This window comes from Cryobacterium sp. N22 (assembly GCF_002929555.1).
GTDB lineage: Bacteria > Actinomycetota > Actinomycetes > Actinomycetales > Microbacteriaceae > Cryobacterium.
On the sequence record NZ_PJJP01000037.1, the window covers coordinates 67,475 to 89,853 of the forward strand.

The window sequence follows — 22,379 nt, forward strand, 5'->3', positions numbered from 1 at the left end:
CGGCGCCCCGATCTCGACAGCCAAAAACGCGGTCATCTCGAAAGGTGGCTACGGGACGATCCGATATGTGGGCACAGTCGCCAGCTCCGCGGGAATTTTGATTTATAGTGTTGTGTCCGCTTCGATGCGCGCTGCCAAGCCGAAGCCCTTCCCGACGTCCGGCCAAGTACCAGAACAAAACACGTCAAGCCGCGACTTCTCTGGGCAGGTATCGCACGGAGACTACCCCCGACCCGAACTCGTGGCGGTCCACGAGTTCGAGCTGGATGCGCTCACGCAGACCGGCAAGCAACGTGGGCCCGTGTCCAGCGATGACCGGGTGCACAAGGAACTCGTACTCGTCGATCAGCCCCAGATCTGCCAGCGCCAGTGGGAGTGTTACGCCTCCGACCCACAGACCCTCGCCGGGCTCCTGCTTGAGCTGCTGAACCGCGTGCGCCAAGTCGCCTCGCACAAGCTCGGCATTCCAATCGACCCCGCTCAGTGTGTTCGACACGACATACTTCTTCGCCTGGTCGATGGTGTCGGCGAACGGTTTCTGCCATTCCTCCATCCGGTCGGGCCATGCGCCCGTGGTTGGCTTCTGCCATGCTGACGCCATCATTTCGTAGGTCACCCGGCCGAAGAGAAGGGCATCGGCCTGCTCCATTTGAGCGGTCCAGTAGCGCATCGACTCCTCGTCCGGGGGGAGTCCTGCCTCGTGATGGCAGCAGCCGTCGAGGGTGACGTTGATCGAGTATCGGAGTGGTTTCATCTCGTTGCCCTCCTTCGATGACGCCCGCGGTCATCGGACCGTTCATCAGATGAGTGCCGGTGCCGTTTCTCATCGTTGCCACAAATTGCGCTCAGCCTATAACGCCGTCTCAATGCGAACCAGGGCCGCACAGATCGCGCGACCGGGTCGCCATCAGCGGACATGCTCGGTCGCATGCGGCGGCACATGGGGGAGAGCTCGAGAGGGCTCGTGATGACGCTCAAGACGGTTCCCAAGGTCATCATTTACCCATCTAATTCATCTCTATTTGACCCAAAGCGATGGGCTACAATCGGAGGCAGCGAATCGCCTGGTTCCCTGTAAACATAAGGGAATCCGAGGGTTTTCGGAGACATTCGGCAACGATAAAATTAAGGCCAGAACCTTCAGCCGGTCGCCGGATCAAATCTTGTCGGGCCCGACCAATGGGTTGTCCCGGGGGAGCAAGGCGCCCTGCTCGGTCACACCCCAACCTGGGCGTCAGATGACGTGGTTGCAGTCGCCCAACTAGGGTCGAGTTCGACTTCATCGGCACAGCTCCGTTCCGACAAGAAAAAGCGGAGGGCGTCGACAACCGACTACTGCCTGCCGCGACACGTCCTGCCGGGACCGGTGGCTTCTGGGCTCAGGCCCTCACGTGGACCCCCTGGCCATCACAAGCGCAGAGCCGGATTCTCGAACAATCTGTGGCAATTTTTCTCCCGGTCATGGGTGGACTGCCAGTTACGAGTGGTCGTTGCGGCCGAAAACGACGATCGACAATTCGGGTCAGGGGGAGCTTTTACTCGCTGTATTCGTTGCGGCGGTCTTTCCGGAATACCTCCACTCGTGCCCGACTATTGTCAGGTGGATGACGCGGCCGATGGTCACTGCTGCAAGGAGAACTGACATCAGTACGAACAGCCACCCGACGTAGGAGAAGGCCAACCCCAGGACACCGAACTGATCGGCGGAGGACGCGAGAACTCCCGGAAGATACACTCGACCCAGCGCTGTGGCCGCGGCAAAACCGAGCCCGGCGAGCAGTGAACCCGGCAGGAGAGCCCGAAGACTGACGCTTCGATTGATCACCACCCACGACGCGATCCACCACAGACCGCACCAGATCACCGCCTCGAGAATGAACTCGAGAAAGGGGATGGCACCAGATCCGCGCACGACGAAGCGGGTCGTGACGACGAGGACGAACCCGACGACGATCGCGACGATCGCGGCGACCCAGCGCCAGGCGAAACGGATGCTTGCCTTGGGCGTATTCCAGATCCGGCGGAAGCAGCGCTCGAGCGCGCGGGCGAACGCAGTGGCGGCGATGATGAGTAGCAGCACACCAATGATCTGCGTGAGCGTGACACTCTGAATTTGCTCGGGCATCGATTGCTGCAGGAGTTCTGCGGTGTGATCGTCGAGGGTGAGGTTGTCAGCGAACACGGCCTTCGCTTCGGGATTCATGCTGCGCCGCATGGAGCCGCTCACTATGAGGATCGGCAGTATGGACGTGAACGCCTGCGCTGCCAGGGTCATCGCCCGATCGAACAGTTCAAGATTGCGAATTTCACGCAGAGATCTCATCAGGAACCGTCCGGCTGGCGACTTCACGCTGACCCGAATCAGTCGGTCCACCGGCATCTGAGTTGGCATCATTCAAACCCAACCCATTAGCGATTCGACGACACCTCGGCGAGGAGACGCCAACCGGGTGGTGTGGTTGCAGGCCATGTCATCCTCCGCATCGTCGTCATCAGCATTGGACAACAGCGCCGTCAAGGACGCGTCACGTAATTGAGGTGAATCACCTTGGTTGCCCCCAGTCCCCTGCCCCTCATGCAGATCGCATGAAGCGCTATGTACCTGGCTGGCTTAGGTTCCTGTGGGAAACATCGTCAAGACACACTAAAGGGGAGTACCAATGCCCATTCGACAGGCCGCGTGCAACTGCGGACAGCTGACTTTGACCTATGACGGACCGGACCCGGCGCGCATCTCCCTGTGCCAGTGCTGCGAGTGCCAACGGCGCACCGGCAGCGTTTTCAGCGTGCAGACGCGCCTGCCACGGGAGAACGTGACGATAACGGGTGAGTCTTCGACGTGGACGTTCCCCATGGGCGGCGCGACGCCGGCCACGTTCCGCTCGTGTGACAGCGAAGGGGCCACCTACCATTTCTGCCCGCGATGTGGTTCGACCGTGTACTGGGAACTCGCCATCGCTCCGGACTTCTTCGGGGCCGCCGTCGGCAGCTTCACGGATCAGACTTTTCCACCGCCGGTGATCTCCGGTTTCGAAGCGTACGGTCCCGACTGGGCCATGAATGCGTCTGCCCTGCCAATTCCGCATCATGAATATGACGGTACGACGCACGGTGGGCCACGGCTGTGATCCCTGGTTAGGCGTCACCATCCGCAGCTGTGTTCGCATCTTCTTCCTGGTCCTTGCGGCGGCGTTGGACGGCGCCGACGAACACCTTGATTCCGGCGCCCAGCACGAGGAGGTTCAGAATCATCTGGATCATCACGATGAGTCGCGCATTCTGTGTCGCGGGCGAGATGTCGCCGAAACCGACCGTGGCGAAGACGGTGACGGTGAGGTACAGGCCGTCTAGCCGGGTCAGCGCACCCGACGTGAAGGCCGCGGGATCTCCACTCGACATCAGGAAATAGGTGGTCGCGAAGAGAAGCAGGTACAGCGGTGCGGTAACCGCAAGCGCCACGATCGCGCGCACTCTCGGATGCTCCGACCGCGCGATCGCTCGCAACTGCCAAACGGAGACACCGACCAGAACCAGAAGCGCGACTCCCAACCATGTCACGAGGGGTACCGCGTTGATCACGGTGAAGGGCACCAGGAAGTACAGCGCGACCAGTACCGTCGTTGATGCCAGTGCCCGTAGCAGACCCCGGGTGATGAGGCGGCGCCGTTGGGCGGGCGAGAGCGGGCGGACTCGGGGTCCGGTCACGGTTGCACCGTCGCGGGTGGTGGGGCCGGTGGTGTCGATTCAACGGGGTGATCCGGCCGGGCGGCCTTGATCTCGGCGTCTTCCTCGGCAATGAGGCTCTTGGTCCCGGTAAGGTCGCCGAGCAGAGGGCGCACCCAACCTGCGGGAGGGTAGGTGTCAACGAGCATCAGGCGCACGAGCAGCGTGAGCGGAATCGCCAGGATGGCGCCGATCGGGCCGAGGATGGCGGCCCAGAAGAGGACGGAGAAGAAAGTGATGGTTTGGCTGAGTGAAACGGCGTTGCCGATCACCCGCGGTTGGATGACCGATTGCACGATCGCGTTGATAACCCCGTAGACGACGATGACCGTGATCACCGTGGGCAGCCCGCCGACGAGCGCCCCGAAGACGATCGGCGGGACGAGCGCGAGGAAGTAACCCACGTTCGGAATGAAGCTGCACAGAAACGCAAGCAATCCCCAAATGAACGCTCCGGGAACACCAATCAGGATCAGGGCGACGAAATCGATGACACCCTGTAGGAGACCGAGCAGGGTCGTCCAGACCATGTAGCGCCGCACGTTGGCGGCGTAGGCGGTAAGTCCGGTGACCAGCAGCGGATGGGTCGTGCTGGTCTGGGCCAGCACCACTGGTATGTAACCGGCATCCATGCCCATCAGCAGCGCGATTGTCAGGAGGATGATCAGGGCAGAGGTGATCCCGGCCAGCCCGCCGATCAGGCCGCCCACGAAGTCGGCCAGCTGCGCAGGGTCGAAGTCGTTGGCGACAGCGCTGAGCTCCCTGGACGAGATGCCGATTGAGTTCAGCCACGCGACGACGTCCTGGCCAAACGCTGTGATCTGGTCGGCGAATTGCGGAAGTAGGGCGGTGAACTGGCCGAACGCGACGAGCACTACGTAGCCGAAGCCGAGCAGCAGCAGGATGACCGCCAGTATCGACGCCCCGGTGGCCATTCCTCTCGGGATACGGTGCCGTTCCAGCCAGATCCTGAGCGGATGCATGCAAATTGTCAGGATTACGGCGAGGAATACTGGGGCGATGATCGGGGCGAGTCCGGCGATGCCGATCCCCACGAGGACAGCTCCTCCGAGGCCGATCAGGATGAACGCGTTGCGATGGTTTCCCAGCACCGACTTCACGCGGGCCTGATCAGCGTTCACCCGTGCCTGGTCAGCGTTCACCCGGGCCTGATCGGCGTTCACCTGGACCTGCTCTGCCACTGTGCTGGCCTGAACCGACTTCTTTTTCCACCACACTAGCCACTCCGATCCCGGGCGAACCCGGCCTAAATCCCGCGCGGTGGCGGGGGTACTGCCTGGTGGCTCTGGCGCCGGGATCGTGGGCCGGAGTCGTCGTCGACCGGCGCGCTGTCACTGTGGCCGGCGGCGTAGCGGCGGCCGATCGGGCCCGCCGAGACGCCATGCACAATTACGCTGAGCAACACGGTGAAGGTGACGGCTGAGACAGCGTGACCGACCACCTCCGACTCGCCGAGCTCTTCTATCGCCAGGAGCGCGAAGACGACGGAGGCCAGCCCGCGAGGCCCGAACCACCCCATGAACAACAGCGTCGCCCTGTCCAGCCCGGTCTTCGGCAGCGACAGCGCAACGGGCAGCATCCGGATCACGGTCAGGCTCAGCACCGCGTAGATGATCGTGGATGCCGAAAAATACTCGAACGCGACCGGCACGAGAGCGGCACCGAAGAGGAACCACACCCCGAGCGAGAGCACCTCGCCCAGCAATTCCGGCAGCTCGCCCACCTCTTCCAGCTGCGCGACGTCACGAGGCAGCGCCGCTCCGAACGCGATCCCGGCAACGAACGCCGCGATGAAGCCGTTGCCGCTGAACGCCACGGCCAGCGAGAAGCTGGCGAGGGCGGCGGCCAGCGTGGCCAGGCGCCGACCACCGGAAAGAATCCATTTCCGGCGCGACGCGAACGCGATGAGTTTCGCGCTGCCGAAGCCGATCGCGAGACCGACGACAATCCCCACCGCCAGTTCCAGCAGTGGCCTGATGGCCGACGCCTCCTCTCCGCCGTCGACCCCGAGCTCGCCCGCCGCGATCGCGAGGGTGAAGACGACGATGGGAGTTACAATTCCGTCGTTCAGGCCGCTTTCCACGTTGAGGGCTCGGCGCACACGCATCGGAATGCGCTCATCGTTGATTACCTGGGCGCTGAGCGCCGCGTCGGTGGGAGCCAGCGCGGCTCCGACGAACCCTGCGAGCGCCCAGGTGAAGTCGTTGAACAGCCACGCCGCCAAGAGCGTTCCGAGGATCACCGTGAGTGGAAGACCGATGCCCAGGAGACGCGCGGGAACGCGGATGTCTCGTCGAAGCACGGAAAGGTTCACCCGCGCCGCGTCCGAGAACAGGAGCATGGCGAGCGTCAGCTCGGCGAGGAGGTGGATCGACGGCGCGTCGACATTGATGGGCAGGGCTCCCCAGTCCTGGTTGGCCAGGAGGAATCCGGCGAGCGTGAAGACGAACGGACCGGTGATGTTCCACCGGGCGAGGCGATCCGAGAGCACGGCCCAGCCAATTATCACGAGCATCAGAACGGCGAACGCGGTTTGCGTCATCAGCTGGTCCTCTCCGAACCTGGAGGATCGTTATACGCGAGAGACGTTAACTCCGCGCCCCGGTCACGGCATCACGCAATGTGAATGAAGCGAGTGAGTCACCCACATTGCGTGATGAGGAATCGGTGATCTTGGATCTATGGTGTGTTTCGCCCGAGCCCATCGACGGGCTACCGGCCCACTATCGGAACCGCTCATGCGACAAAGGAGAAAGCGATGAGTCCACAAGCACGGGTTTCCAGTGAGACGACGGCATCGCTGTCGACGCCGGACCGCATCGAAAGTCGACTTGGCACGCTGGAGTTCAACGACGGCGCCCCGTCGGAGGCCACGGCCGAACTGCTTTACGAGCATCTCGATTTTCTCCACGGCGTCGAAGCGTTCATTAATTCCTACCCGGGCGCGTCAACGACCGCGATGCACCGTGGCCTGCGATCGATCGGGGTGGAGGACAACAAGGGTGTGGTCATCTTCTCCGAACTGATGGACTCGTCCTCGCTGTTTTTGACCGCGAACTGCGACACGGTCTACGCAATCGGATTCCTTGACCTGAGCGATGGACCGATGGTGATCGAGGTCCCGGCGCTCGAGGCGCCCTCCGGGATCCTCGGCGCGGTGGATGACATGTGGTTCCGCTGGATCACGGACATTGGTCTGCCCGGCCCCGATCGTGCCAGCGGAGGCAAGTATCTTTTCGCCGGGCCTGACTACGAAGGCACCCTTCCTGACAGTGGCTTCCATGTCTCGCACTCGCGCACGAATGGGGTTCTCTATTTCCTGCGCGCGTTCATGATCGACAACGACCCGACTGTTCCGTCGCAGGTCCTTCGCGACGGCCTGCGGGTCTATCCCTACGTTGCTGGCGGTCCCGGCACTGCGATCGCCACCTTCCTCGCCGGCAAGGCACCGCTCGGCCAAGCTTCGACCCTGGCGGAGATTGTTTTCGTCGAAGGGTCGGGACTGGCGTTCAACACCATCCCGCCCAGTGACTCCGGCTACTGGGACGTTGTCAACGAGCTCGTCCAGGCCGAGCCGGCCGATGCAGGGGAACCGGAAACGCTGGGCCTCCTGGCTCGGGTGGGGATCGTGAAGGGTCAGCCGTTTGATCCTGACGGTCGGATGCGCAAGGCGCTCGAAGAATCCGTCGTGGTCGGCAACGCCACCGCCCGTACCGTGGCCGTGTCTCCACGAGAGGAGGAAGGCTGGGCGTTCTACCCCGGTTCCCAGTGGTTCAACCCGCTCTGGGCGGGTGGATATGAGTTCCTCGACCCGCCTCCTCAGATAACGCCTGATGGTGTGGTTCAAAGCCCGCACGAGGGCACACGCAAACTCAACGCACGCACCGCGTTCTTCTACGCGTACACGGGAATCACCCCGGCGATGTGCATGCGGCTTACGGGCGTCGGGTCCCAGTACATCTTCACCATGCGTGATGCGGAGGGCGCGTACCTCGACGGCGGCCGGGACTATCGCCTGTCGTTGCCGCCGAACATCCCGCAGAGCCGGTTCTGGTCCGTGATGGTGTACGACCGGCAGACCCGCTCGATGCTGCAAACCGACCAGGCCAAACCTGATCTCGGAAGTCAGTCCGGGACGGTGGAGGCCAACCAGGATGGCTCGACGGATATCTACTTCGGCCCATCTTCACCGGAAGGGAAATCCACCAACTGGCTGCAGACGGACCCGTCGAAGGGCTACTTCGTCATTCTCCGGCTGTACAGCCCGCTGCAGCCGTTCTTCGACAAGTCCTGGCGACCAAGCGAGTTCGAACCCGTCTGACCTTGGACCTGACGCGGCTGGAGCGACGTGCTTCGCAGCGCGACGCTCCAGCCGCTCTGAAAGGATCCGCCGTGGATACTCCTTCGTCCGGGGTGCGGCCCGTCACCGGGTTGACCGCGAGGAACGTTCTGAGTGAGTCGGTTGCCGGCGTCACCCTGCTTGCGATCGCTGTTCCCCTCAATATCGGTTATGCGCAGATCGCCGGGCTGCCCCCGACAGCGGGCCTGTACGCGCTCGTTGTACCTGCCATCATCTACGCGCTCGTGGTCTCATCGCGACAGGTTGTTGCATCGCCTGATGCCGCCGCCGCCGCGCTGGTCGCCTCGTCCGTTGGTGGTCTCGCCGCGGCAGGCAGCGCCGATTACCTCACTCTCGCATTCGCGCAGGCCATCATCAGCGGAGTGCTGTTCGCGCTGATGGCCTTCTTCAAGCTCGGATTCCTCGCCACGTTCCTCTCGAAGCCGATCCTCGTCGGATTCGTCGGCGGTCTGGCGCTGGACATCCTGGTGAGCCAGCTCGCGAAGATGCTTGGCGTGAAGATCGACTCGGGTGGGGAGTTCATCGACAAGGTCCGAGACTTGTTCGCCGGGTTGGGGACAATGAACGCGTGGTCGATCGCGATCTCGCTCGCCGCACTCGTGGTCTTGCTGATGGGCCGGCGCCTGGCCCGCGCGGTCCCGTGGGCACTGATCGTGCTCATCCTCGCAACCATCCTCGTGGTGACCGCCGACCTGGATGGGGCCGGTGTCGACGTACTGGGCAAGGTGGAGGCGGGACCTCCGACGCTCACGTGGCCGGTCATCGACTGGGCGACCTGGCTGCTGCTGGTCCCGTCAGCGATCGCCCTCACGATGGTCACCACAGCCGAGGGGCTCCTCGTCTCCCGGGCGTATGGGGAGCAGCACGGCTATTCGACCAAGCCGAACCGGGACCTGTTGGCATTCGGCCTCGGCAACATTGCGTCCGGTGCAACAGGTGGGTTCGCGATCGGCTCATCGACATCACGCACCGCGGCGATGGATCAGCTGGGTTCCCGCACCCAACTCCCGTCGATCATCACCGCCGTCGGAACGCTGTTGCTGCTCGTTTTCGGCACTGCTCTGCTCGAGGAGATCCCGTCCCCGGCGATCGGCGCGATCGTCGCGGTAGCGGTTGTGCCGTTGCTCGGCATCACGGACTTTGCGCGGCTCTGGAAACTCGATCGGTTCGAGTTCGCGATCGGCGCCGTGTGCTTCCTCGTCACGCTGTTCGTGGGCGCAATTCCCGGCATCGTGGTCTCGTTCGTGCTGGCGCTGGTCAATATCGTCCGTCGAGCCTCCCGGCCCGCCATCGACATTCTCGCGGCCGACGACGACCCGCTCGAATCCCTTCTGTCCGAAGCGCCGGCGGGAACCTTCAGCGCGCCTGGGACGATCGTGGTGCGGATGGCTGCACCGTTGTTCTTCGCCAACGGAGCCGTCTTCGATGATGCGGTCAAGCGGGCGGTTCAGGCTGTTCCCGGCGGTACTGGCGCCGTCAAGCACCTTGTCGTGGATCTGGTGGCGATCAATGACGTCGATGTGACCGGGGCGGAGAGCTTCGCGGCGCTCAAGGCATGGCTGCGGGCCAACGATATTGAGTTGAGCTTCAGCCGGGTCCGGCCGACTGCTCGCGCTCGCCTCGAGCGCCTCGGGCTCCTGACCTCTGAGCGGGTGTTCGACACCAATCGGGCCGCCATCGCTGCCCTCAGCGGGTGAACTTCCTCAGGCTTGGCACAAGATGATCGCTCCTGAGGATCCACACGGGCGATTAGTATCCGCTCGGGATCCGCCCACCCGAAGCGATACCAATCGGTTCCGAGCGAAGGCCGAAATTTGAAAGATGTACCGGTCCAGGAGCGACTGGTGGGCGATCAAGCAAGCCAACGCTGCGGCGCGGGACGGTGGTCCAGCGGGCGGCGTGGAGAAAGGGTTGGTCGCCGTCACTACCAGCGCCCTACTCAACCCGTCACTACCAGCGCCCTACTCAATACAGAGGCGATCCGTCAGCTGACCTCGCCGGCGGCATCCTTGAAGGCCTCGTCGACGTCCTCGGTGCTCACGTCCAGCTGCTTGGCGACGCGCTTCTCGGCCTTCAACTCGGTCTTGTCAATCGCGTCCTCAACCGTACTCTCACCGACGACGAGCAATGCGGCCTCGCCCTCATCGATGAGGTCGCCTAGCTCCTTGAGGTCGGAGCGTGACAACCCCTTCGCGAGATGTCCGCCGACGGCGCCGACGCCCGCGCCAACGATTGCGGTGGCGATCACGGCGGGGGCGAAGATGAGCCCGACTGCAGCGCCGATCCCGGCACCAACCCATCCACCTTTGCGGGTCGCCGTCTCATCCTTGTTGACGTGAATCTTGCCCTTGTCGTCCTTTGTGATGACAGCTGCGTCGTACGCCCCGACCGCTCCCGCTGAGCGCAATTCCTTGACCACGTCGTAGTCGGCTCGCGCTGCTTCTTCGCTCGGATACGTGCCAATAAACAGGAACACGCCGTCTGATTGAGCCATTTCGGATCCTTCCAATTGGGATTGTTCGTCGATCGAACCACCGCGTATGGCGGCCTTCATCACCCGATTGCAATGAAGGTGGCTGCCAGACCTCCACGACGGACCGGCCCCTTGGTCTATGCGCGATCTCAACTTTCTCGGGCGAATTCGGCGGGGCCCACCGTCGCTGAAGAACTCGTGGCATCCCGGCGGCGGGTGACTCACATCATGGAGAGACTGCATGGTTGCCCGCCGGCATGTTCCGTACAGTCGAGCTTCATGTGATTTGGATGATGACCTGAGTCTCGGGTCTGGACTACGTTGCGGAAAAGCCAGAAGCGAGCCAGAGGAGACTGCGATGCCCAACCAGAACATCACCCGGACGCCCACGCCACCAGCGATCACCACGCCGTCAAAGGTCGAGACAAATATTGGCACGTTGGAATTCACCGACGGCTACCCAAAGGGCCAGACCGCAGCGAAATTGCGTGACGAGCTGGAGTACCTGCACTGTGTCGATGCGTTCATGAACACCATCCAGGGGGTGTCTGTGTTCGCCATTCGAAAAGGGTTCCAAGACGCCGGCGTCGAGGAAGGCGACGTGCTGATCTTCTCTGGGCTGATGGATTCCCGGTCGCTGTTCTTGACGCCGAACGCCGACACGGTCTACTTCTGGTCTTTCCACGACCTGTCGCAGGGGCCCCTGGTGTTCGAGACACCGTCCGACACGCTGGGCATCTTCGACGACATCTGGTTTCGCTGGATCAGCGACTTCGGCCTGCCCGGTGCGGACCGTGGCCGTAGAGGAACCTACCTGCTTGTCGGCCCCGGTTACGACGGCCCGCTGCCCGAAGGCGGCTACTACGTGCGTCATTCGCGCACCAACCACGTGACCTTGATCGGCCGGGCGTTCATCAACGAGAACCCCGGCGACGATCCCGGCCCGACGGTTGCCCGTATCAAGGACGAACTCAAGGTCTACCCCTATGCCGCAGGTGGCGTGGGCAGCAGCGTTGGCGCCTACCTGTCCGGGAAGGCCCCGCTCGGCCAGCCTGCAGTCCCCAAGAGTCCCCGATTTGTTGAGGGGACCGGTCTGGCGATGAACACCGTCCCGCCCAACGACTTTGGCCATTACGAGATGCTCGACGCCCTGGTCCAACTGGAACCGGCGGAAGCGCTCGACACCGAGTTGGCCGGACAGTTCGCCGCCATAGGGATCGTCAAGGACGAGAAGTTTGCGCCCGACGCCCGGTTGCGGAAGATCCTCGACGACGCGGTGGCCGTCGGCAATGCGGCTTCGCGGACCGTAGGGATGGGTGCCTACCCCGGTGAGGGCTTCCGCTACTACGACGGCGAATCCGCGTGGTGGAACATGCTGTTCGTCGGCGGATTCGAGTTCACAAACCCGCCGCCAGAGATCACCGAGGAGGGCGCCAAGCCCTATCCGAACAAGGGTGCCCGTCGGCTGCACTCACGCACCTCGATGTTCTACACCGCCACCGCCATTACCCCTGCCATGTGCATGCGGCTGCCTGGCGTCGGGTCGCAGTATTTGATCGCCAACGTCGACACCGCCGGCGAACCTTTCGACGGTGCGAAGACGTACCGGGTGAGCTTGCCCAAGGACATCCCGGCGGCCCGGTTCTGGTCGCTAAACCTGTACGACAACCAGACCCGCTCCCTGCTCCAGACCGACCAGCTCTATCCGCGTGCGGGCAGCCAGGAGTATCCGTCACCCGCGGCAGAGGCCGAGGCCGACGGTTCCACCGTGGTGTACATCTCCCCGACCCAGCCTGACGGCGTCTCCCGGGCCAACTGGATCCAGACCGACCCGGACAAAGGCTGGTTCGTGATTCTGCGCCTTTACAGCCCTCTGCAACCCTTTTTCGACAAGACGTGGAGGCTGGGCGAGGTCGAGTCGGTGAGTTAGCTTGCGTCGAGCGGAGCGCAATCCGTTCATCCGGCAAAGTCGACTCGGCGATCGCGCCGGGCGGCGACCGAACAGGAATGACAATCGGACGCAGGGCAACGCCTGTGCAGACGCTGGCCATGACGGGCGTGCTATCAACCAGCGCGTTCATCCAGGCAAGGTGAGACTCGTCTCTCATCGGCCGTCGGGCATCCAACCGGCCGGGTTGGAGGAGGATATCCGGTGGGGGCGCATCGGGCGCTGAATATGCGGTGTCGGCGTCAGTTCTCTGGCGGCGGCGGGATCGCCCTTCGCAGAGCGGAGAGTTTCGCGGCGCTCAAGGCATGGCTCCGGGCCAACGATATCGAGTTGAGCTTCAGCCGGGTCCGGCCGACTGCTCGCGCTCGCCTCGAGCGCCTCGGGCTCCTGACCTCGGAGCGAGTGTTCGACACCAATCGTGCCGCCATCGCTGCCCTCAGCGGGTGAGGCTCCTCCGACTATGGGGCGCGATCGCGGTTCACGTGATGTGAGTGATGACCTCCCGCCGGGACTCTGCTTTGCTACACAGTAGGCACGCGAATGGATGTGGAGGTCATCGTGGCACTGGACTATGTGGGACGGTTGCGTCGGTTGGCCATCAGCGACTCACGAGCCATGGACAAGATCGCCGAAACGGGCTGGGAATCGACGACCCTGTCACCGAAGACGCTGGCCCTCACGCGGCTGGCCGCGCTCGTGGCGATCGGGGCTTCCGAGCCTTCCTTCGGCGACCTGGCGGATGCCGCCGTGGGGGCAGGAGCGACACCGGACGAAATCGTCGACGTTCTCATCGGCGTGAAGGCGGTGGTCGGTGCGCCTCGGATCGTCGCAGCAGCGCCGAAGGTCGCGTTAGCGCTGGGCTACGACCTTGATGGAACGGAATGATCCCGGGCTGATCATTGGAGCGCCGACGTGAGGCGCGCCACCCCGTCGAGGAACGTGGCGGATGCCGGTTCCCGCTTCCACTCCTCGAGCGTCAGGCGTCGGCCGGCATCGCGGTAAGCCTGTTCCACTCCGCGCATCTGGCTGACGAAGGATGCGCCGCGCACAAGCAGGGAGTTTTCGGCATTCAAGGCAAAGGAGCGGATGTCCATGTTGCTCGACCCGATCACGGCGACGTCCTCGTCGATCGAGAGGTGCTTGGCATGCAGAATGTACGGGGCCGGGTAGAGCCAGATCTCCACGCCGGCCCGCAGCAGTGCACCGTAGTAGGACCGTTGGGCGTGCCAGACCTCGCCCTGGTCGCCGATCTCGGAGACGAACAGCTGCACGTCCAGTCCGCGTCTGCACGCCGATGTGATCATCATGGGCAACGGGTTGACGCGCCTGTGATTGCACGCTGAATCATGCAGTTCGCGTGATGTGCCGGTATCGCAGCCCCCGTAGCGTCTGAGCACTGGAGCGTGATTGGCACGCTCGCGAGCGAAATGGGCCGTCATGAGCATCTGGGATTTCTTCGTGTGGTTCTTCTGGTTCTACATCGCAGTTTCGTGCCTGTGGATTTTCATCACGGTCATCATCGACGTGTTCCGGGACCCGACGCTGAACGGGTGGGCGAAGGCGTTGTGGACACTGTTCCTCGTTTTTCTCCCCTTCCTTGCCGTCTTCATTTACCTGATCGCACGCGGGCGCAGCATGGCTGAGCGAAGTGCCGCCGCCTCGCGCGCCGTGACGGCCCAAACCGACGACTACATTCGCTCGGTCGCGGCTACTGACTCGCCTTCGGCGCAGATTGAATCGGCAAAGAGGCTACTCGACTCCGGCGCGGTTACCCCAACTGAATACGACGCGCTCAAGGCGAAGGCGTTAGCCACCGCATAACCCGCTCTATGTGAGCGAGCGCATGCCCCGGTGTCGGTGGGCGCGGAGGATGGAGCATCTCATGGTCATAGCCTTACTCGCCGTTCTCGGGGTGGACCTCATTGTCCTCGTGGCCGTGCTGGTGTTCGTCCTGAGCCGCAAGCGGTGGGTCACCCAGCAGGAAGGGAGCTTCCACGGTGCCATCCGAGTCACCGGGGGAGCCGTTGAAGGACTTCGTTCGAAGTGGACGCGAGGATACGGACGGTGGGTGCGTGACGTTCTCGTCTGGACAAAAGCGCCCTTCCTCTTCCGCAACGAACTCGTCGCCATCGACGCACTCCACGACCCCCGAGCAACGGCACCTGGCGAAGTGAAGCGCGTGGGCGCCAACCCGATCGTGGTCGTCATGATGGCCGGTGATGCCACAGTCGAGATCGCGGCTGCAAGCGACACATCCAAGGCCGTGGCGGGACCCATTTGTTCCAACACAAACACCGGGGCGGCTTAGGCGGCCTTCGCCTCAGGCCCCAAGCAGGCCGATTGCCAGCGCGCGGTCTACAGCGCCGGTCCTGGAGGACACACCCAGTTTGCGGTAAATGGAACCCACCTCCGTGCTCACTGTGTTGCGTGAGACGTACAGACGCGACCCGATCTCGGGAACGGAAAGGTGCGTTTGCAGATAGGGCAGCAGTCGAAGCTCTGCAGGAGTCAGGGGTGCTGCTCCTGTACCCAATGTCCCGCCGGAGTCGATGATGGCCTGAAACTCGGTCACGTCATCGACGAGACGCCCGAGGGCCGGTCGCTGCATCAAGATATCGCCGATTTCGCGCAGCAAGTGTCGAGCCGTCGCATGGTCGCTCATCCCAAAATGTGTCTTGGCGAGACTCAAGCGCGCGCGAACCGCCAACGCCGGAGTGGCGTATCCACAGAATTGGCGGGCGCGCATGGCCTTCGTGATTTCATTTGTCGCCCCGGCCAGATCGCCGCGTTGCAAGGCCAGCCTGGCCGCACCGGCGAATGCGATCACCGAGATGGCGTAGTCCATCAAGCGATGTTCCTGGATCGCCGCAAGCGCTTCGTTCGAAAGTCGCGCCGCCTCGACCCAGCGCCCTCTGTCCATTGCGATCACCGCGCGTTCGGCCTCAGAGAGGACTAGCACGTCGTGATTGCCCGTGGTAGCCGACAGCTCGGAGGCCTGGCCGAACAGGGCGTCCGCGCGCTCCACATCGCCGGTCAACAGGTGCGCCTCACCGGTCAGGCACAGGGCTTGGTCGCGCCAGACGCTCCACGGTGGTTCCTGCGCCAAGCTCAATGCGGCGTCGGCCATAGCCTGCTTCGGTCCGCCCGCGCACATGATTGATCGCAGCATCGCCCGAGCCGAATCAAACGACGCAGTACCATCGGCGGGTGGCAGGTCGAAAACCGCCTTGTCTATCCGATGCATCCACTGCTCGGCTGCCGCGGACTGTCCGGACATGACAGCCAACCATCCGGCTAGCACGGCCAGCGGCGGGTAGTCGGCAACGGTGTCGCTGCCGAGCGCGGTGATCCAGCGCTGCACTGTTTCCAGCTGGCCGGCCTGGTAGGCCGGGAGCGCATTCTCGGTGACCAGGCGCAGGCAGCGGTCGCGATCCCGGATGTCGAGCAGATGTTCAATCGCCATGCCCGGCGACTCGTTCGCTTCGTACCAGTCCGCCGCGCGCAGGTGCAGTTCTGCGATGGCACCCGGTTCGTTCTGGCGCAGCTCGGACTGGAGGAACTCGCCGAACAACGAGTGATATCGATACCAGCCGCGGTGACGGTCGAGGGGAATCAGGAAGACATTGGATGCCTCAAGCTCACGCAGCATGGCCTGTGACCCTGAAGAGTCGAGAACTGCATCGCACAGGCCTGCGCAGAACTGCTCGAGCACTGCGGTGCGGCGAAGGAAGCTCCGCGTCTCTTCCGACAAAGGAGCTAAGGACTCCCGGTAGAGGTAATCGGCCACGTACCGGTCATTGCCGGCGACGGTGACCGCGGGGACGTTGCTTTCGCGGGTGATGACGGCCGCGAGCGACATGCCCACCGGCCACCCTTCGGTGGTGCGGGCGAGCGTCTCGGCGTCATCGCTTGCCAGGTCGAGGTCGGCTTCGGCAAAGATGCTCCGCGCGCCGTCGGCATCCAAGGCAAGGTCGTTGGCGCCGAACTCGATTGTCTCGCCCGCGGCGCGCAGTCTCGGGACGTGCGGCTGGGCTATCCGGCTCGCCGCCACAAACTGTGAGCCGCTCTGAACGCCGGAGATGACAACCTCCAGCACGTCGTGGCACCCCGGTGAGCTGAGCGCGTGGAGGTCGTCGAGCATGAACACGAACGGCTCGGGGCTGGCGTGTAGGGCCGTGGCGAGTCGCGGCGCCGCACGGCCGAGCGCCGAGATGCCGTGCCCGCCCATGTCGTCGATCAGTGAGCTGTCCGCCCCGGTTGCCCGCACGAATGCCGACGACAAAAGAAGCAGCAGTGTTGCAGGGTCATCGTCGAATCGATCCAAGGAAACCCAAGCGACGGGTCGGTCCTCGGCTGCCGCCCACTGGGACAGCAGGATGGACTTGCCGTAGCCGGACGGTGCGCTGATGGCGACGATACGGCGTCCACTTCCGCGCCCTTTGGCAATGAGCGCGCTGCGGCTGACGAAACCGCCCCGAGGTGGCGGACTCGCCAATTTCGTTTCCAGCAGCAGCTGATCGAGGTTCACCTGATTGAGGGCTGCGACACGAGTTGTCTCGGGCACGGTCGCAGCATAGAACTGGATGGTGGGGGACCGCTACGGTGGCACCAAGGAACCCGTACTCGTCAATCAGTCCCAGATCCGCAGACGACCGATCGCCATCCCAGCCGTGCTCGATCACATGCGGCGGGCATGCGGAGGATGGTTTTGGCGGGCTCGTTGTGTCGCTCAAAGCGGGTCCCAAGTCCATCATTTACCCATCTAATTCATCTCTATTTGACCCAAAATGATGGGCTACAATCGGAGGCAGCGAATCGCCTGGTTCCCTGTAAACACAAGGGAATCCGAGGGTTTTCGGAGACATTCGGTAACGACTAAATTAAGGCCAGAACCTTCAGGGGGTCGCAGGTTCAAATCCTGTCCAACTAGGTGCGGGCCGATCCGGGCGATCACTATGCACGGCCAGAATTCACATTCATGCCGTTGCCGCGGAAGCACTCGTGTTGAAGAATGTCCTCATGAGCGAGCTAGACGAAACTCAAGCCATCGACCAGGTGATTGACCGGCTGTCGCAACGGTTCCCGAGCTTGGAGCGCGAACATATCGCGGACGTCGTCCAAGTTGAGCACGGACAATTGGATGAGGGTCGGGTCCGTGACTTCGTTCCCGTCCTCGTCGAAAAGGCAGCGAAGCGACGGCTGAAGAAAGAAGCCAGAGAATCCCGCACGGTGGTCGAACAGCCGGAAGCACTGGCTCCGCTACCCGACGGTGGCCCAGACCCGGACCCGATGGAAGTCGAGCGCGCAAGCCGCGAGGGCCATGGTAGCCACTTGTTCGGTGGTGTTCTCGGCAGCTCCAGCGAGAACGAACGCTGAGGCATTCCAGCTCGGATTCGAGAACGATCTGATTCGGGAAGCGCACACGGCGGCTAGAAAGGCCGTCCGTCTCGAAAACTTGCTCCGGGACGATCCGTTTTCCGGGCACAGTTGGAAGGCCGTGGGGAGACAACTTCTCTGGATTTCGTCAATCCGGAACTCGCGTGGGCCGATATCGCATTGAGACTGCCCCCGACCGGAACTCATGGCGGTCCACGAGTTCGAGCTGGATGTGTTCACGCAGACCGGCAAGCAATGTCGGCCCGTGTCCGGCAAGGACCGGCTGCACGAGGAACTCGTACTCGTCGATCAGCCCCAGATTTGCCAACGCCAGGGGGAGCGTCACGCCACCGACCCAGAGGCCATCGCTTGACTCCTGCTTGAGCTGCTGAACCGCTCGAGCCAACTCGCCTCGCACCAGCTCGGCATTCCAATCGACCTCGTTCAGCGTGCTCGACACGACGTACTTCTTCGCCCCGTCGATGGTCTCGGCGAACGGTTTCTGCCAGTCAGCCATCCAGTCCGGCCACGTGCCCGTGGCCGGCCTCTGCCACGCTGACGCCATCATCTCGTAGGTCACCCGGCCGAATAGCAGGGCATCGGCTCGCTCCAACTGAGCGGTCCAGTAGCGCATCGACTCCTCGTCAGGGGGGAGTCCTGCCTCGTGATGGCAGCAGCCGTCGAGCGTGACGTTGATCGAGTATCGGAGTGGTCTCATCTCGTTGCCCTCCCTTGATGCGCACAGCGCGTTCGCATTGGATCGACGGTCAGCCAGGCCGCGTCTTAGCTTGAACTGCTCATGGCCGAGCGTAATCGGCCCCGCCGTTTAAGGGCAGCGTCAGCGCTCGAATCCCGCTTTGGTCACAGCCCGCCGCAACGATCGTTTTAGGACATGTTGAGCAGGGAGCGCAGCTGTTGCTCGTGTCTCGGAACTAGCGATGAGTGCGCAAACCGGGCCGTCCGGACACGAGACGGGGTTGCGAGACGAACCAGCCCGCGAGTTCTCGGGGCAGTGACTCCACTGACGTCCGCGGGATGAGACGCCTCGGATGCGTAGGGATACAAGACAACAGGTAGGCGAGCGCTCAAACACCCGTGGGCCGCGGTCAATCGCTTGCTACGACAAGTAGTCGCCACTGGGCACCACCGCCTTGCGGCCTACTGTCGCCGGGAAGGCCTGCTTTCGGCCGAAGGCGACGGCCAGGAAGGCCACCGCGGACAGTGAAATCATCGCGATGGGGAGCGTAGCTGGGCCGCTGCCGTCGACGAGGAGCGCGCCAATCGCTCCTCCGCCGAAGATTGCGAGGTTGAAGGCCGTCGTCAGCATCGCGTTTGCGACGTCGACGCTCTCACCGGCTGCATTGCCGATCGCTGTCTGCAGCTGTGTTGCTGAGCCGCCGAATGCGACGCCCCACAAAACGACAGCGACGATAGTTGCCGGCAGCGAATCAGAGAAAGCGAGTAAAAGTGCACCGGCGACAATGAACGCCGCCGTGCTCGCGAGGGCGAGGCGCCGAAGTGCTCGGTCAATGAGGGTACCCGTGATCCCGATGCCGACGAGTGCGGCTACGCCGAAAGTAAACAGGGCTAGGTCGGGGCGGAGACCGACCCCCGCCCTCTGCAGATATGGGGCGATATACGAGTAAAGGAGATTGTGGGCGAGCATCCATGCGAACACTACGCCCAGGACAACGGCCACGCCCGGGATGACCAGCACACGCCCGAGGGAAAGCCGGGTGTCTGATCGTTGTCCTGGTGCGTTCGGCACGCACGCAAGAACCAACACCACGACAACCATGGCGAGTGCGGAGACGCCGCCGAAGGACCATCTCCAGCCGACCGCCGAGCCGAGCCACGCGCCGAGAGGGGTGCCGATCGAGAGCGCGAGCGGTGTCCCAGCCATCGCGATCGCGAGGGCACGGCCTGCGTGCTCGGGGGCAGCAATGCGACGAGCGTAGCCTGCGAGCATGCCCCAGATCAGTCCAGAAAATGCTCCGGCAACAAAGCGCACGACAAGGGCAATCGCCAGCGTTGGCGCAATTGCCGTCAGCGTGTTTGCAACCAAGAAGCCAAGTAGCCCGATGACGAGCAACGGCTTGCGGGATGCACCCCGTGTGAGGGCGATCGTCGGGATGGCGGCGACGACGGTGCCCAGTGCATAGACGGTGATGAGCTGGCCCGCAGTGCCGTTGCTGACCTGGAAGTCGGCGGCGAGCTGGGGAAGGAGCCCGGCCGGAAGCGTCTCGGTCATGATGATGATGAACCCGCTGAGGGCCATCAGCGTGAGCGCGAGGACAGGCAGACGACTGCCGCTCTCTGGCTGTTTCGAAACGGTGGGTTCGGGGGATAAAACGCGCACTGACGACTCTTCTCGATTTATGGAATGAACGTTCCTATAGTGACGAACGGTTCTCCATGTGTCAAACTGGAACGAACGATCCGAAAGGTGGAGATGGCACAGCAAGGACGACCGCGGATCTTCGCTGAGCGCGAAGTGCTCGATGCCGCGATGCAGGTTTTCTGGCGTCACGGGTACGAGGCGTCGTCGATCGCGCTGCTGCGTGCGGCGACCGGGCTATCATCGGCGAGCCTCTATGGCGCCTTCGGGTCGAAGGAGGGCCTGTTCGAGCGCACGGTCGAGCACTACATCGCCGGGCCGGGCCGGGTAAGCGAACTCGTCAACGACCTGACGCTCGACCCGCTCGACGCGCTCGACCAGATGATTCACGGGACGATCAACATGCAGTCCGACTCGGCACACCCGGGCGGATGTCTCGTCACGCTGTCGGCGACCGTTGGCGCAGGCGGAGACGATGGCCTCGCAGCGCGCAGAGTTGTCACCGTACGACGGGTGGCGGACCGGGCGGGCATTGAGGCGTGCATCCGTCGGGGCATCGATGCTGGCGCTCTCCGGGACGGCCTGGATCCGGCAACATCAGCGATCCTGGTGCACTCCTTCGTGCTGGGGATCTCTACACAACTGCTTGATGGGGTGTCACCCTCCGCGCTGCATGCAGCTGCTGAGCTTCTCCTCCTCAGCCTTTCGCGCGCTGTCCGGTCGACGATCGACTAAAAGGCGCCTTCGATGCTTTGGGGCTCCAAGCCTGAAAGTCACACGCCCGGAATCAAACGTGCCGAAAACTGTTCGTGTCGTTGCGAGGTTCTGACAGCGTTTTCGGGTCGTCCAGGAATGACGAGATGTTGACGGTCTCGGCGACTTCCGACGCGGCCTGAGCAGGCGTTAGCTCCGCGGTATCGATGACATGCGCTTCTTTGCCCAACCAGGACTGGAAGGCCTCGGCGTAGGGGGAGAGGTAGCTGAAACGAAACGAGGAGGGACCCATCACGGAGTCGTCCTGAATTCGTCCCCGGAGGGTGCCTTGATCGGCGTGGAGCACGAAATGATGCACTGGAATGTCGTAGGAGGCCAAGCCCTGGCTGATTTCCCGCCAATAGGACTCGACCAGCACAGTCATCGGCATCACCAGGGTGCCACCGGTGTAGTCGAGGATGCGGCGAGCCGTCTCGACTACGAGCGGCCGCCACGGAGGCCAGTTCTGGAAATTGTCTGTCTCAGGTAGCCCTGGGTGGACGTCCATGAGAGTTTCGCCGACCTTCTCGGCGTCAAACACACGGGAACCGGGGATCAGCTGCTGCACGAGAGCAGCGGTCGTCGTCTTCCCGACGCCATGAGTGCCATTCAGCCATACGATCATCGGCCCATGCTAGCGATACCGCTTCCACGTGCCCGAAAGCCGGTCGCTATCGCTCGTCGTTTGCCGGCGGCAGGCTGCTCGTCTTGCTCGGTACAGGACTGTTGAATACCTCTGACATCGCGACCTTGCCCGAAACTGATCGATTCAGGGATGATTGTTGCGCCACTCGTGGTCTAGGAGCGCGTATTCATACCCGTCGACCCACCCAAGTTCGGCGTGCCAGGAGTCTTGGATTCCATGTTGCTCTCGGCGCATTCCCGCCTTTTCCAGCACTCGCACCGAGGCCATATTGTCAGCGTTGCAGCTAGCCATGACCCGCCGAAGATGGAGCCTGTCGAATGCTGCGGACAGAAGGCCACGGGCCAAGTCGGTGCCGAATCCCCTTCCCGCGAAGTCGGGCTCAAGCATGTAGCCCATGACACCTTGTGTGCGTTGAGGCATGCCTGGCTGCCCCATGCCGTCAACGAGGTCGAGGAAACCCATTCCGACGATCTCGCCATCAAACTGGGCGACGCACGAAAAATCTGTGTCACTGGTCGGAATGGTGAGCCACTCTTGTCGAAGCGTTTCAGGCTCGACGCGGGTGCGCAGCATGAAATGATTCACGACCGGGTTGTTTCGCAGCGCAAGTATCTGCGCGAGGTCGTTTGATCGAACGTCGCGGAGGAGCAGCGCTCCACTAGAGGCAGGCCAAGGGGAGGTAAGCACTCGCATATTGTGGCAGAGCGGTCAGCGAACGGGGCCAACCAGAAACGATCGCTG

The 22,379-nt window shown here is 63.0% G+C and carries 20 protein-coding genes and 1 pseudogene; 9 read left to right on the forward strand and 12 right to left on the reverse strand.

The window, feature by feature from the left end:
- Positions 1-184 precede the first annotated feature (184 nt).
- On the reverse strand, positions 185-754 hold the full coding sequence (locus CXY76_RS12930; RefSeq protein ID WP_104165128.1) for a dihydrofolate reductase family protein: 570 nt from the start codon (positions 752-754) through the stop codon (positions 185-187).
- Between the two features lie 768 nt (positions 755-1,522).
- Entirely contained in the window at positions 1,523-2,395 is an 873-nt protein-coding gene (locus tag CXY76_RS12935; RefSeq protein WP_104165131.1) for a YihY/virulence factor BrkB family protein, read from the reverse strand.
- Positions 2,396-2,660: 265 nt separating this feature from the next.
- Between CXY76_RS12935 and CXY76_RS12940 the strand changes: the two genes are divergently transcribed.
- Positions 2,661-3,128, forward strand: a complete 468-nt coding sequence (locus CXY76_RS12940; protein ID WP_104165134.1) for a GFA family protein — start codon at positions 2,661-2,663, stop codon at positions 3,126-3,128.
- A 7-nt stretch (positions 3,129-3,135) separates the two neighbouring features.
- Here CXY76_RS12940 and CXY76_RS12945 read toward each other — a convergent pair whose 3' ends face one another.
- From CXY76_RS12945 to CXY76_RS12955, 3 genes are all read right to left on the reverse strand, one after another.
- Positions 3,136-3,705, reverse strand: a complete 570-nt coding sequence (locus CXY76_RS12945) for a potassium channel family protein (RefSeq protein WP_199190297.1) — start codon at positions 3,703-3,705, stop codon at positions 3,136-3,138.
- Entirely contained in the window at positions 3,702-4,925 is a 1,224-nt protein-coding gene (locus CXY76_RS12950) for an AI-2E family transporter (protein ID WP_158253901.1), read from the reverse strand. Before CXY76_RS12950 ends, CXY76_RS12945 begins: the two co-directional genes overlap by 4 nt.
- A 65-nt stretch (positions 4,926-4,990) precedes the next feature.
- Positions 4,991-6,286, reverse strand: a complete 1,296-nt coding sequence (locus CXY76_RS12955) for a sodium:proton antiporter (RefSeq protein ID WP_104165139.1) — start codon at positions 6,284-6,286, stop codon at positions 4,991-4,993.
- 216 nt (positions 6,287-6,502) lie between these two features.
- Between CXY76_RS12955 and CXY76_RS12960 the strand changes: the two genes are divergently transcribed.
- Both CXY76_RS12960 and CXY76_RS12965 read left to right on the forward strand, forming a co-directional pair.
- Positions 6,503-8,065, forward strand: coding sequence for a DUF1254 domain-containing protein (locus CXY76_RS12960; protein ID WP_104165142.1), 1,563 nt, complete (start codon positions 6,503-6,505; stop codon positions 8,063-8,065).
- Positions 8,066-8,136: 71 nt separating this feature from the next.
- Complete coding sequence (locus CXY76_RS12965) at positions 8,137-9,801, forward strand: SulP family inorganic anion transporter (protein ID WP_233199820.1); 1,665 nt, start codon at positions 8,137-8,139, stop codon at positions 9,799-9,801.
- A gap of 287 nt (positions 9,802-10,088) precedes the next feature.
- On the opposite strand, the gene CXY76_RS12970 is transcribed toward CXY76_RS12965, so the two are convergent.
- The gene (locus CXY76_RS12970; RefSeq protein ID WP_104165146.1) at positions 10,089-10,598 is read right to left on the reverse strand and encodes a DUF1269 domain-containing protein; all 510 of its coding nucleotides are present in this window, start codon (positions 10,596-10,598) and stop codon (positions 10,089-10,091) included.
- Between the two features lie 337 nt (positions 10,599-10,935).
- Between CXY76_RS12970 and CXY76_RS12975 the strand changes: the two genes are divergently transcribed.
- On the forward strand, positions 10,936-12,507 hold the full coding sequence (locus tag CXY76_RS12975) for a DUF1254 domain-containing protein (protein WP_104165148.1): 1,572 nt from the start codon (positions 10,936-10,938) through the stop codon (positions 12,505-12,507).
- 558 nt (positions 12,508-13,065) lie between these two features.
- On the forward strand, positions 13,066-13,410 hold the full coding sequence (locus tag CXY76_RS12985; protein WP_104165152.1) for a carboxymuconolactone decarboxylase family protein: 345 nt from the start codon (positions 13,066-13,068) through the stop codon (positions 13,408-13,410).
- 11 nt (positions 13,411-13,421) lie between these two features.
- On the opposite strand, the pseudogene CXY76_RS12990 reads toward CXY76_RS12985, so the two are convergent.
- Positions 13,422-13,826 (reverse strand): annotated as a pseudogene (locus tag CXY76_RS12990) (phospholipase D-like domain-containing protein); the annotation flags it as partial.
- 136 nt (positions 13,827-13,962) lie between these two features.
- Here CXY76_RS12990 and CXY76_RS12995 point away from each other — a divergent pair.
- Positions 13,963-14,346, forward strand: coding sequence for a PLDc N-terminal domain-containing protein (locus tag CXY76_RS12995; RefSeq protein ID WP_104165154.1), 384 nt, complete (start codon positions 13,963-13,965; stop codon positions 14,344-14,346).
- 61 nt (positions 14,347-14,407) lie between these two features.
- A complete protein-coding gene (locus CXY76_RS13000) occupies positions 14,408-14,833 on the forward strand; it encodes a DUF2550 family protein (protein WP_104165156.1) in 426 nt (141 codons plus the stop codon).
- 12 nt (positions 14,834-14,845) lie between these two features.
- On the opposite strand, the gene CXY76_RS13005 is transcribed toward CXY76_RS13000, so the two are convergent.
- On the reverse strand, positions 14,846-17,089 hold the full coding sequence (locus tag CXY76_RS13005; protein ID WP_104165158.1) for a LuxR family transcriptional regulator: 2,244 nt from the start codon (positions 17,087-17,089) through the stop codon (positions 14,846-14,848).
- A 455-nt stretch (positions 17,090-17,544) separates the two neighbouring features.
- On the opposite strand from CXY76_RS13005, the gene CXY76_RS19545 reads away from it, so the two are divergent.
- Positions 17,545-17,901: a three-helix bundle dimerization domain-containing protein gene (locus CXY76_RS19545; RefSeq protein ID WP_199190298.1), complete on the forward strand. Its 357-nt coding sequence runs from the start codon at positions 17,545-17,547 to the stop codon at positions 17,899-17,901.
- 148 nt (positions 17,902-18,049) lie between these two features.
- On the opposite strand, the gene CXY76_RS13015 is transcribed toward CXY76_RS19545, so the two are convergent.
- Both CXY76_RS13015 and CXY76_RS13020 read right to left on the reverse strand, forming a co-directional pair.
- Complete coding sequence (locus tag CXY76_RS13015; protein WP_104165160.1) at positions 18,050-18,619, reverse strand: dihydrofolate reductase family protein; 570 nt, start codon at positions 18,617-18,619, stop codon at positions 18,050-18,052.
- Between the two features lie 399 nt (positions 18,620-19,018).
- On the reverse strand, positions 19,019-20,260 hold the full coding sequence (locus tag CXY76_RS13020) for an MFS transporter (protein WP_104165162.1): 1,242 nt from the start codon (positions 20,258-20,260) through the stop codon (positions 19,019-19,021).
- 39 nt (positions 20,261-20,299) lie between these two features.
- On the opposite strand from CXY76_RS13020, the gene CXY76_RS13025 reads away from it, so the two are divergent.
- On the forward strand, positions 20,300-20,974 hold the full coding sequence (locus CXY76_RS13025) for a TetR/AcrR family transcriptional regulator (RefSeq protein ID WP_233199821.1): 675 nt from the start codon (positions 20,300-20,302) through the stop codon (positions 20,972-20,974).
- Positions 20,975-21,026: 52 nt separating this feature from the next.
- Here the strand turns inward: CXY76_RS13025 and CXY76_RS13030 are convergent, their stop codons facing one another.
- A complete protein-coding gene (locus tag CXY76_RS13030) occupies positions 21,027-21,617 on the reverse strand; it encodes an AAA family ATPase (protein WP_233199823.1) in 591 nt (196 codons plus the stop codon).
- A gap of 144 nt (positions 21,618-21,761) precedes the next feature.
- The gene (locus CXY76_RS13035; protein ID WP_233199825.1) at positions 21,762-22,331 is read right to left on the reverse strand and encodes a GNAT family N-acetyltransferase; all 570 of its coding nucleotides are present in this window, start codon (positions 22,329-22,331) and stop codon (positions 21,762-21,764) included.
- Positions 22,332-22,379 lie beyond the last annotated feature (48 nt).

What these genes read in the sequence shown, in the direction of transcription:
- CXY76_RS12930 (WP_104165128.1), bottom strand. Translation starts at nt 754, where the DNA reads ATGAAACCACTCCGATACTCGATCAACGTCACCCTCGACGGCTGCTGC.
- CXY76_RS12935 (WP_104165131.1), bottom strand. Translation starts at nt 2,395, where the DNA reads ATGATGCCAACTCAGATGCCGGTGGACCGACTGATTCGGGTCAGCGTG.
- CXY76_RS12940 (WP_104165134.1), top strand. Translation starts at nt 2,661, where the DNA reads ATGCCCATTCGACAGGCCGCGTGCAACTGCGGACAGCTGACTTTGACC.
- CXY76_RS12955 (WP_104165139.1), bottom strand. Translation starts at nt 6,286, where the DNA reads ATGACGCAAACCGCGTTCGCCGTTCTGATGCTCGTGATAATTGGCTGG.
- CXY76_RS12960 (WP_104165142.1), top strand. Translation starts at nt 6,503, where the DNA reads ATGAGTCCACAAGCACGGGTTTCCAGTGAGACGACGGCATCGCTGTCG.
- CXY76_RS12970 (WP_104165146.1), bottom strand. Translation starts at nt 10,598, where the DNA reads ATGGCTCAATCAGACGGCGTGTTCCTGTTTATTGGCACGTATCCGAGC.
- CXY76_RS12975 (WP_104165148.1), top strand. Translation starts at nt 10,936, where the DNA reads ATGCCCAACCAGAACATCACCCGGACGCCCACGCCACCAGCGATCACC.
- CXY76_RS12985 (WP_104165152.1), top strand. Translation starts at nt 13,066, where the DNA reads ATGGATGTGGAGGTCATCGTGGCACTGGACTATGTGGGACGGTTGCGT.
- CXY76_RS12995 (WP_104165154.1), top strand. Translation starts at nt 13,963, where the DNA reads ATGAGCATCTGGGATTTCTTCGTGTGGTTCTTCTGGTTCTACATCGCA.
- CXY76_RS13000 (WP_104165156.1), top strand. Translation starts at nt 14,408, where the DNA reads ATGGTCATAGCCTTACTCGCCGTTCTCGGGGTGGACCTCATTGTCCTC.
- CXY76_RS19545 (WP_199190298.1), top strand. Translation starts at nt 17,545, where the DNA reads ATGAGCGAGCTAGACGAAACTCAAGCCATCGACCAGGTGATTGACCGG.
- CXY76_RS13015 (WP_104165160.1), bottom strand. Translation starts at nt 18,619, where the DNA reads ATGAGACCACTCCGATACTCGATCAACGTCACGCTCGACGGCTGCTGC.
- CXY76_RS13030 (WP_233199823.1), bottom strand. Translation starts at nt 21,617, where the DNA reads ATGATCGTATGGCTGAATGGCACTCATGGCGTCGGGAAGACGACGACC.
- CXY76_RS13035 (WP_233199825.1), bottom strand. Translation starts at nt 22,331, where the DNA reads ATGCGAGTGCTTACCTCCCCTTGGCCTGCCTCTAGTGGAGCGCTGCTC.